Consider the following 9,497-nt stretch of genomic DNA (forward strand, 5'->3'; position numbering starts at 1 on the left):
GCGGGGGCGTCACGGCGCGGAGGGCTCCGCCCCCGGCCGCAGCGCGCGGTCGGACACCGGCCCGAGGTGGGTGAGCTTGTCCGGGTTGACGATCGAGTGGAGCCGCTGGACGCGGCCGTCGGCGACGTCGATCCCGAGCACGCTCAGCAGGCGGCCGTCGGCGTCGACGGCGCGAACGCCCGGCTGGCCGTTGACGAGCACCGGCTGAAGCTCCGCCCCCCACGTGTCGCCGATCCGTCTGAACCCCGCCAGCGCACGCGCGATCTGCGCCGCGCCGACCAGCGGGCGCGGGATCGCGCGCGCCTTCCCGCCGCCGTCGCCTACGAGCACCGCGTCGTCGGCGAGCAGCGCGACGAGGCCGTCGACGTCGCCCTCGCGCGCCGCCGCGAGGAAGCGCGCGGCGAGCTCGTCGCGCTCGCGCGGGTCGGCTTCGAAGCGCGGGCGCTCGGCCTCGATCCGCCGCCGTGCGCGGCTGAGGATCTGACGGCAGTTCTCCTCGCTGCGGCCGACGACCCTGGCGATCTCGCGGTAGTCGTAGTCGAACGCCTCGCGCAGCACGAGGACCGCGCGCTCCTCCGGCCCGAGCCGCTCCAGCAGCGTCAGGAACGCGAGCGAGATCGTCTCCTCGTCCTCGACCCGCCCCGCGACGTCGCGCTCGGTCTCCTCCACCAGCGGCTCCGGCAGCCACGCGCCGACGTAGGTCTCGCGCCGCACGCGCGCCGAGCGCAGCACGTCGATCGACAGCCGCGTCACGACCGTCGTCAGGAACGCGTCGCGGTTCTCGACGCCGGCGGCCTGGTGCAGGCGCAGCAGCGCCTCCTGCACGACGTCCTCCGCCTCCGCCGCGCTGCCGAGCATCCGGTACGCGACGGCGAACGCGAGCCCGCGCAGCTGCTCGTTCTCGTCCATCTGTCACAGCCTCGCATGCTCGCTCGTCGGAGGGGCATGAAGATCTTTCTCGCGGGAGCGACCGGCGCGGTCGGCCGGGCGCTGATCCCACAACTGACCGCCGGCGGCCACCACGTCGTCGGGACCACCCGAAGCGCGGCGAAGGCGTCAGCGCTGTGGGAGCTGGGCGCGGAGCCCGTCGTGCTCGACGGGCTCGACCGCGCCGCCGTCCTCGCCGCGGTCGCCGCGGCCAGACCCGACGCGATCGTCCACCAGATGACCGCACTCACGGGGCTGACGGACATGCGGAAGTTCGAGCGCGCGTTCGCGCTCACGAACCGGCTGCGCACCGAGGGCACCGACCACCTGCTGGAGGCGGCGCGCGCGAGCGGCGTCGAGCGGGTCGTCGCGCAGAGCTTCACCGGCTGGCCGAACGCGCGCGGCGGCGATCCCGGCGTGCTGCGGACCGAGGACGACCCGCTCGACCCCGACCCGCCGGCGCAGCTGCGCACGACGCTCGCCGCGATCAGACGGCTGGAGGAGCGCGTCACGGCGGCGGGCGGCGTCGCGCTGCGCTACGGCGGCCTCTACGGCCCCGGCACCGGCCTCACGCGGGGCGGCGAGCAGTGGGAGGCGGTGCGCGCCCGCAAGTTCCCCGTCGTCGGCGACGGCGGCGGCGTCTGGTCGTTCCTGCACGTCGCCGACGCGGCGGGAGCGACGCTGGCGGCGCTGGAGCGGTGGACGCCGGGCGAGGTCTACAACGTCTGCGACGACGAGCCCGCCGCCGTGCGCGAGTGGCTCCCCGCGCTCGCGCGGACGGCCGGCGCACCGCCGCCGCGGCATGTGCCGCGCTGGGTCGGACGGCTGATCGGCGCGCACGTCGTCGCGCTCATGTGCGAGATCCGCGGCTCCTCGAACGCGAAGGCGAAGCGGCAGCTCGACTGGGCGCCGGCGTGGCCGTCGTGGCGCGAGGGCTTCGCGGCGCTCGACGGCGAAGGCGAGCGCGTCGCGACGGCTCGGCGCTGACACGGCACTAGGACTTGCGCAGCGCCTTCGCGAACTCGCGCTCGACGACTCTCGTCATCTCCTGCTGGAAGCCCGCGGCGACCGCCTCGGTCGCCAGCGGGCGCAGGCGGGCGAGCGCGTCGGCGAGCTCGGCCCACTCGCCGGCGGGACGCGTGTGCGCGTCGAGCTTGCCTCCGGCGACGTCGACGATGAACAGTCTCGCGAACGTCTCGGCGATCGCGCGCGAGTGGCGCTGGATCTGGTCGGCGACGGCGAGCACGTGCATCGCCGGCACGCCCATCTCGACCAGCTCGGTGCCCGCCCGCAGCAGCGTCGGGCTCGGGATCTCGTACATGCCGTCGCCGACCGCGCGGATGATGCCCAGCCGCTCGGCCTTGCGCTCGGCCTTCGCGTCCGGGCCGCCTATCCGCTCCTGCAGCTCCTGCGCGCTGATCAGCTCCGGCTCCTCCTCGCTGAACGCCGACAGCGCCGCGCGGCCGAAGTCGAGCACCGGCTGGGGAGCGCCGTTGGAGGCGGCGACGAGCCGCTCGATCGCCTTCAGGTTGAAGCCGTCCGCCTGCATCTCCTGGATCATCCGCAGGCGGGCGACGTGCTCCGGTCCGTAGTAGCCGGTGCGGGCGCGCACTTCGGGCGGGGGCAGCAGCCCGCGCGACTGGTGCGCGCGGATGTTGCGCACCGTCATGCCCGTCTCACGCGCGAGCTCGTCGATCGTCAGCTCGCCGGTCGCCTGCTCGCTCATGGGCACATGGTACGAGGACGCTCAGGCGGTGAGGACCAGCGGCGGCGCGTCACGTCGGACGACCAGCGTGTGCTCCGCGTGCGCCGAGCGTGCGCCGTCCTGTGTCACGAGCGTCCAACCGTCGTCCAGCTCGGCGATCTCGGTGCCGCCGGCCGAGATCATCGGCTCGATCGTGATCACGAGCCCTTCGGTGAGCGGCTCGTCGTCGTCCGGATCGGGAAAGTTGAGGACGTCGGGCTGCTCGTGCAGTCTGCGGCCGATCCCGTGGCCGGTCAGCTCGCGGATGACGGAGAAACCGCGCTTCTCGACCTCGGCCTCGACCGCCGCCCCGATCGCGTTGCGCGGCGCGCCGGCGCGCGCGGCGTCGATCCCTCTGCGCAGGCCGGCCTGCGCGGCGGCGACGAGGCGACCGGTCGCCGGCTTCTGCTTGCCGACCGGGACCGAGACGCACGCGTCGGCGTAATAGCCGTTCAGCTCGGCGGTCACGTCGATCTTCACGAGGTCGCCGTCGCGCAGGCGGCGCGAGCCGGGGACGCCGTGGACGACCTCGTCGTTGACCGAGATGCAGATCGTGCCCGGGAAGCGGTAGGTCAGCCACGGACCGGAGCGAGCGCCGTGGCGGGCGAACACGCGCGCCGCGACCGCGTCCAGCTCGGCCGTCGTGATGCCGGGACGGGCCGCCCGGCGGCACTCGCGCAGCGTCGCCGCGACGACGGCGCCCGCGGCCTTCAGCCCGGCCAGGTCGGCAGGTGACTCGATCGACATGAGGCGAGTATTGCGCACCCGTGACGAATGTCATGCGAAAGACAGGATGCGCGCCACTTCCGGTGCGACGCGGCCGGGGGTAGCTTCACTGCCATGACCGCGACCGACACGACCGACCCGCGCACGCATTGCGGCGACCCGTACATGAGCGGCCGCGGCGAGTGGGCCGGCATCGCGCTCGGCATGGCGTGGCTGATCATCCCGATCCTCGACACGATCGGGTCGCGGCAGACGCCGGCGAGAGCCGTCCTCACCGTCGTCCTCTTCGCAGTCGCCGCGAGCGCGTACCTGTTCGCGATCCCCGGTGCGTCAGGCGCCCAGTCGCGCTGGCGCGTCTACGCGAGCATCGCCGCGATGACGGCCGCGGGCGTCGTGCTGACGCTCGTCGTCGCGTCGTCGTGGGCGATCCTCTTCACGTACGTCTGCGTGCTGGCCGGGATCCACCTGCCGCCGCGACAGGCCGGCCCGATCCTGCTCGCCAGCGTCGCGCTCGCGATCGCGATCAACCTCCACGAGGGCACCGGCGTCGCGTTCTCGTGGGGCGCGAGCGCGTTCGGCCTCGGAGCGCTGATGCTCGCGCTGGGACGGCTGATCCAGGCGAACGCGTCGCTGCGCGAGGCACACGCGCAGATCAGAGAGCTGGCGGTCGAGGCCGAGCGCGAGCGCTTCGCGCGGGACCTGCACGACCTGCTCGGCCACAGCCTCTCCGTCATCACGCTGAAGGCGGAGCTGGCCGGGCGGCTGCTGCCGGCGCGACCCGACGAGGCGCAGCGCCACGTGCGCGAGCTGGAGGCGGTCGCGCGCGAGGCGCTCGGCGAGGTCCGCGAGACCGTCAGCGGCTACCGCCGGCCGACGCTCGCCGGCGAGCTGGCGGGCGCGCGGATGGCGCTCGGCGCGGCCGGGATCGAGATGCGCGTGCGCGAGCGGCACCCGCGCGACGAGCTGCCGGCCGACGTCGAGGCGCTGCTCGCGTGGGCGGTGCGCGAAGGGACGACGAACGTGATCCGCCACAGCGGCGCGCACCGCTGCGAGATCGCGATCGAGCCGCGCGACGGCGGGACGAGTGCGGAGATCAACGACGACGGGAGCGGCATCGACAGCGCGGCGGCGCGAACGAACCGCGACGTCAACGGCGCCGGCGGCAACGGCCTCGACGGCCTGCGCGAGCGGGCGGCGCAGCTGGCCGGGTGCGTCGAGGCGGGCGCCCGCCCCGAGGGCGGGTTCAGGCTGCGCGTCGTCGTGCCGCTGCCGCCCGCGCCGGGAGAGGCCGCATGATCCGCGTGCTGCTCGCCGAGGACCAGGCGATGGTGCGCGGCGCGATCGCGAGCCTGCTCGGGCTGGAGCACGACATCGTCGTCGTCGCCGAGGTCGGCCGCGGCGACGAGGTCGTCGGCGCGGCCGCGACGAGCCGCCCCGACGTCGCGCTGCTCGACATCGAGATGCCGGGGATGACCGGCCTCGACGCCGCCGCGGCGCTCCACTCCGCGCTGCCCGACTGCAAGGTCGTGATCCTCACGACGTTCGGCCGTCCCGGCTACCTGCGCCGCGCGATGGCCGACGGCGCCGCCGGCTTCATGCTGAAGGACGCGCCCGCGAGCGAGCTGGCGGCCGCGATCCGGCGCGCCGTCGCGGGCGAGCGGATCGTCGACCCCGGCCTCGCCGCGGCGGCGCTGAGCACCGGCGACAGCCCGCTGACGCCGCGCGAGCGCGAGGTGCTCGCCGCCGCCCGCACCGAGGGCACGGTCGCCGAGCTGGCGTCCGCGCTGCACCTCTCCCACGGCACCGCCCGCAACCACCTCTCCGCGATCATGCGCAAGCTCGGCGCAAACAGCCGGATCGAGGCGATCCGGATCGCCGAGGAGCGCGGCTGGCTGTAGCGCGATCCGGCATCTCCCCCATCCGCCGAGATGGCGAGCGGCGTACGGTTGTCCGATGCATGCGACACCGTCTCTCCCCACCGCCGCCGCCACCGACCTGGACGCGTTGCGCGCTCAGCTCGGCGGGGCCGTCGCGACGCCCGGCGACGCGTCGTATGACGCGCTGCGGGCCAGCTGGAACCTGACCTTCGACCAGCGGCCCGCGCTCGTCGTCGAGGCGGCCGACGGCGACGACGTCGTCGCCGCGCTGCGGTTCGCGGACGCGCACGACCTCGCCGTCACGGTCCAGTCGACCGGCCACGGCGCCGGGCAGACGTGCGACGGCGGGCTGCTCGTGCGGACCGGGCGGCTGCGCGAGGTCGCCGTCGACGCTGCGGCGCGCACGCTGCGCGTCGGCGCCGGCGCGCGGTGGACCGACGTGATCCCGCACACGGCGCCGCACGGGCTCGCGCCGCTGGTCGGCTTCAACGCCCACGTCGGCGTCGCCGGCTACACGCTCGGCGGCGGCCTCGGCTGGCTGGGGCGGACGCACGGGCTGGCGGTCGACAGCGTCCGCGCGCTCGACGTCGTGCTGCCGGACGCGACGCGCGTGCGCGCGACCGCGGAGACAGAGGCCGAGCTGTTCTGGGGCCTGCGCGGCGGCGGCTCGAACTTCGGCGTGGTCGTCGCGCTCGAGCTGGAGCTGGTCGCGGCGCCCGAGCTGTTCGGCGGCATGGTCCTCTACCCGGGCGCGCGCGCCGCCGAGGTGATCGCCGCCTACGCGGAGTGGATCGCGACCGTCCCGGACGAGGTCACCAGCAACTGCGCCGTGATCCGCATCCCTCCGGCGCCGGCTGTCCCGGAGCCGCTGCGCGGGCTGACAGTCGTCGCGATCGGCGCCTGCGTGCTCGGTGGCGCGGCCCGCGCGCAGGAGCTGCTGGCGCCGGTGCGCTCGCTGGGCGACCCCGTCGTCGACATGATGCGCCCGCTCGCCCCCGGCGACCTCGGCGAGGTCGCGATGGACCCAGTCGACCCGATGCCGGCCGCCGGCCACGCGGAGCTGGTGCGAGCGCTGACGCCCGAGCTGCAGGCGCTGCTGGCGAGCATGGCCGAGGGGGAGCGTCCGCTCGCGATCGTCGAGGTGCGCCACCTCGGGGCCGCAATCGCCCGCGCTGGCACGACCACGCCGCTCGCCCCGCTCGACGGCGAGCTGATGTTCCACGTCGAGGCGGCCACGCCGCCCGGGCCAGCCGGCGAGGCGGCGCGCGCGGCCGTCGCGGAGCTGGCGGCGACGCTGAAGCCGCATGCGACCGGCGCGATGCTGCCGAGCTTCCTCGGCGAGATCGAGACCGGTCCCGCGCGGATCGCCCAGGCGTACACGCCGCAGTCGCGCCCACGCCTGGCCGAGCTGAAGCGCACGTGCGACCCCGGCGACCGCTTCCGCTTCGGCCGCCCGATCCCGCGCGACTGGGCGGACTGAGCGCCGAACGCGCCGAACCCGCGTGCGTGCTGCGGCAGGGGCGCTACCCTGCCGCTTGACACGTTGTCGAAACGCCCCCGTTCGGAAGAGGAATCGCCCGCCATGGAAGCCATCACGGAACTGCCGGAGACGCCGGACGCCGAAGTCTCCTTCTCGCTGGAGCTGACACAGGACCAGAAGGACGTGCGCGACTGGGTGCACGGCTTCGCCGAGAACGTGGTGCGCCCCGCCGCCTCCGAGTGGGACGAGCGCGAGGAGACGCCGTGGCCGGTGATCCAGGAGGCCGCGAAGATCGGCCTCTACGGGTTCGAGGGGCTCGCGCAGTTCTTCGCCGACCCGACGGGGCTCTCGCTCCCGATCGTCAACGAGGAGCTGTTCTGGGGCGACGCCGGCATCGGCATGGCGATCATGGGCTCCGGTCTCGCGGCCGCCGGGATCTTCTCCAACGGCACCGGCGAGCAGATCGGCGAGTGGATCCCGCAGTGCTTCGGCACCGCCGACGATCCGCAGATCGCCGCGTTCTGCGTCTCCGAGCCCGACGCCGGCTCCGACGTCTCTGCCCTGCGCACGCGCGCGAAGTACGACTCGGCGAAGGACGAGTGGGTCCTCAACGGCCAGAAGGCGTGGGCGACCAACGGCGGGATCGCGAACGTGCACGTGATCGTCGCCTCCGTCGACCCCGAGCTGGGCTCGCGCGGGCAGGCGTCGTTCATCATCCCGCCGAACACGCCCGGCCTCGTGATGGGGACGAAGGTCAGAAAGCACGGCCTGCGCGCCTCGCACACGGCCGACGTCTTCCTCGACGACTGCCGCATCCCGGGCTCCTGCCTCCTGGGCGGCAAGGAGAAGCTCGATGCCCGCCTCGCCCGCGTGCGCGAGGGCGTCAAGTCGCGCGGCCAGGCGGCGATGGCGACGTTCGAGGCGTCGCGTCCGACGGTCGGAGCGCAGGCGCTCGGGATCGCCCGCGCGGCGTACGAGTACGCGCTCGACTACGCGAAGGAGCGCAGACAGTTCGGCCGAGCGATCATCGAGAACCAAGCGATCGCGTTCACGCTCGCGGACATAAAGCTGGAGATCGACGCCGCGCGACTGCTCGTCTGGCGCGCGTCGTGGATGGGCCGCAACCAGGTCCCGTTCAGAAACGCCGAAGGCTCGATGTCGAAGCTGAAGGCCGGCGAGGTGGCGGTCTGGGCGACCGAGCGTGCGATCCAGATCCTCGGCGGCAACGGCTACACGCGCGAGTTCCCGGTCGAGCGGATGCACCGCGACGCGAAGATCTACACGATCTTCGAGGGCACCTCGGAGATCCAGCGGCTCGTGATCGCCCGCGCGATCTCGGGCGTGCAGATCAGATAGCGCCCGCGCCCGCTGTATACGCATCCGACACAGGTGCGTATACTGCCGGCATGGGACGAACGGTGACGATCCGCGCGCGCGCCGAGACGCGCGACGAGCTCAACAGACTCGCAGCGGCGGTCGGGCTGACCGTCCCCGAACTGCTCGACCAGCTCGCCGAGCGCGAGCGCGACCGGCGCCTCCTGCGCAGCGGTCTCGAGACGCTCGCGTCGATGGACGGCGTCACACGCGACGCCTACATGGCCGAGTTCGGCGAGTGGGACGACGCTCCGCTCGCCGAGTCGGCATGACCGGCCCGCGCCAGGGCGAGGTGTGGTGGACGCGCCTCGACCCGACGCGGGGCAGCGAGATCCGCAAGACACGCCCCGCGCTCGTGCTGAGCAACGACGCGCTCCACCGCCTCCCGCTCAGCCTCGCGATCGTCGTGCCGCTGACGACGACGCGCACCGGCAGCGCGCTGCACGTCGAGGTGTCCCTGCCGCACGGCACGACGCAGCGCGTCGCGTACGCGCTGCCGGAGCAGATGCGGTCGGTATCGCACACGCGACTCGTCAGACGGATCGCGCGCGTCTCCCCCGCGACGCTCGAGGCGACGCGGCACCGGCTCAGCCTGCTGCTGCGCGACGACCTCTGAGCGGCGCCGCTTCGGCCGCCGCCGCTCAGCCGCGGCGGGTGCGCAGCAGCTCGTCGAGCGTGCGGCCGGAGGCGGCGGCCTCGGTCGCCAGCGCGACACCGACGTAGCGCAGGTGCCACGGCTCGTACGCGTAGCCGGTGACATCCTCCTTGCCGCGCGGGTAGCGGACGACGAAGCCGTGCGCGGCGGCGTGGCGCTCGAGCCAGCGCGCGGCGCGGGTGCCGGCGAAGCAGCCGCTCGCGGCGCAGCGGCCGTCGGCGCCGGCTATGTCGATCGCGAGCCCGGTCTGGTGCTCGCTGTGGCCAGCGCGGGCGCTCACGTGCGCGGCGTTCTCGACGCCGCGCGCGTCGGCGTAGCCGGCGAACAGCGCCCGCTGGGAGGCGAACGAGCGGAACCCCGACACCCCGGCGAGCCGGACGCCGTCACGGCGGGCGGCGGCGAACATCCGCTCCAGCCCGCGCGCGGCGCCCCGCCGCAGCAGGCGCGCGTCGCCGTCCACCCCGGCGAGGAAGCGCACGCGCGGCGCGACGAGGTCGCGCGGGCGGTAGCGCGCCGGCAGGCCGCGGCGCTTGTCGACGAGCACGTCGGCGCGTTCGCGCGCGGCGGCGTCGAGCGCGGCACGCGTCGCCTGCCGATGCGACTCCTGCGCCGCCGGCAGCTCAGGCGCCAGCGGCACCGGGAGCAGCGGCGCGCGGGCTCTGGCGGCGGCGAGCAGCGCGAGGACGGACAGGAGCGTGACGACGGTGCGCATGA

At 74.5% G+C, this 9,497-nt stretch carries 11 protein-coding genes; 7 read left to right on the forward strand and 4 right to left on the reverse strand.

Features of this window, described 5'->3' with window-relative positions:
• Positions 1 to 9 precede the first annotated feature (9 nt).
• Positions 10 to 909 carry an RNA polymerase sigma-70 factor gene (locus CWOE_RS23855; protein ID WP_012936212.1) on the reverse strand — a complete coding sequence of 300 codons (900 nt, stop codon included), beginning with the start codon at positions 907 to 909 and terminating at the stop codon, positions 10 to 12.
• Positions 910 to 945: 36 nt separating this feature from the next.
• Between CWOE_RS23855 and CWOE_RS23860 the strand changes: the two genes are divergently transcribed.
• Positions 946 to 1,914 (forward strand): NAD-dependent epimerase/dehydratase family protein, encoded by a 969-nt coding sequence (locus CWOE_RS23860; RefSeq protein ID WP_012936213.1) that lies wholly within the window; start codon positions 946 to 948, stop codon positions 1,912 to 1,914.
• Positions 1,915 to 1,921: 7 nt separating this feature from the next.
• On the opposite strand, the gene CWOE_RS23865 is transcribed toward CWOE_RS23860, so the two are convergent.
• Together CWOE_RS23865 and map are read right to left on the reverse strand one after the other, a co-directional pair.
• On the reverse strand, positions 1,922 to 2,653 hold the full coding sequence (locus CWOE_RS23865) for a MerR family transcriptional regulator (protein WP_012936214.1): 732 nt from the start codon (positions 2,651 to 2,653) through the stop codon (positions 1,922 to 1,924).
• 21 nt (positions 2,654 to 2,674) lie between these two features.
• A complete protein-coding gene (gene map / locus CWOE_RS23870) occupies positions 2,675 to 3,418 on the reverse strand; it encodes a type I methionyl aminopeptidase (RefSeq protein WP_012936215.1) in 744 nt (247 codons plus the stop codon).
• Positions 3,419 to 3,511: 93 nt separating this feature from the next.
• On the opposite strand from map, the gene CWOE_RS23875 reads away from it, so the two are divergent.
• The 6 genes from CWOE_RS23875 (at position 3,512) to CWOE_RS23900 (ending at position 8,744) form a co-directional block, all read left to right on the forward strand.
• On the forward strand, positions 3,512 to 4,693 hold the full coding sequence (locus CWOE_RS23875) for a sensor histidine kinase (RefSeq protein WP_012936216.1): 1,182 nt from the start codon (positions 3,512 to 3,514) through the stop codon (positions 4,691 to 4,693).
• A complete protein-coding gene (locus CWOE_RS23880) occupies positions 4,690 to 5,295 on the forward strand; it encodes a response regulator transcription factor (protein WP_012936217.1) in 606 nt (201 codons plus the stop codon). The genes CWOE_RS23875 and CWOE_RS23880 overlap by 4 nt, the downstream gene beginning before the upstream one ends.
• 55 nt (positions 5,296 to 5,350) lie before the next feature.
• Positions 5,351 to 6,754 (forward strand): FAD-binding oxidoreductase, encoded by a 1,404-nt coding sequence (locus CWOE_RS23885; RefSeq protein ID WP_012936218.1) that lies wholly within the window; start codon positions 5,351 to 5,353, stop codon positions 6,752 to 6,754.
• Between the two features lie 102 nt (positions 6,755 to 6,856).
• Positions 6,857 to 8,110, forward strand: coding sequence for an acyl-CoA dehydrogenase family protein (locus tag CWOE_RS23890; RefSeq protein WP_012936219.1), 1,254 nt, complete (start codon positions 6,857 to 6,859; stop codon positions 8,108 to 8,110).
• 50 nt (positions 8,111 to 8,160) lie between these two features.
• Positions 8,161 to 8,400 carry a hypothetical protein gene (locus CWOE_RS23895; protein ID WP_012936220.1) on the forward strand — a complete coding sequence of 80 codons (240 nt, stop codon included), beginning with the start codon at positions 8,161 to 8,163 and terminating at the stop codon, positions 8,398 to 8,400.
• A complete protein-coding gene (locus CWOE_RS23900; protein ID WP_012936221.1) occupies positions 8,397 to 8,744 on the forward strand; it encodes a type II toxin-antitoxin system PemK/MazF family toxin in 348 nt (115 codons plus the stop codon). Before CWOE_RS23895 ends, CWOE_RS23900 begins: the two co-directional genes overlap by 4 nt.
• Positions 8,745 to 8,769: 25 nt before the next feature.
• On the opposite strand, the gene CWOE_RS23905 is transcribed toward CWOE_RS23900, so the two are convergent.
• Positions 8,770 to 9,495: a M15 family metallopeptidase gene (locus tag CWOE_RS23905; RefSeq protein ID WP_012936222.1), complete on the reverse strand. Its 726-nt coding sequence runs from the start codon at positions 9,493 to 9,495 to the stop codon at positions 8,770 to 8,772.
• Between the last annotated feature and the right edge of the window lie 2 nt (positions 9,496 to 9,497).

The organism is Conexibacter woesei DSM 14684 (genome assembly GCF_000025265.1).
Lineage (GTDB): Bacteria > Actinomycetota > Thermoleophilia > Solirubrobacterales > Solirubrobacteraceae > Conexibacter > Conexibacter woesei.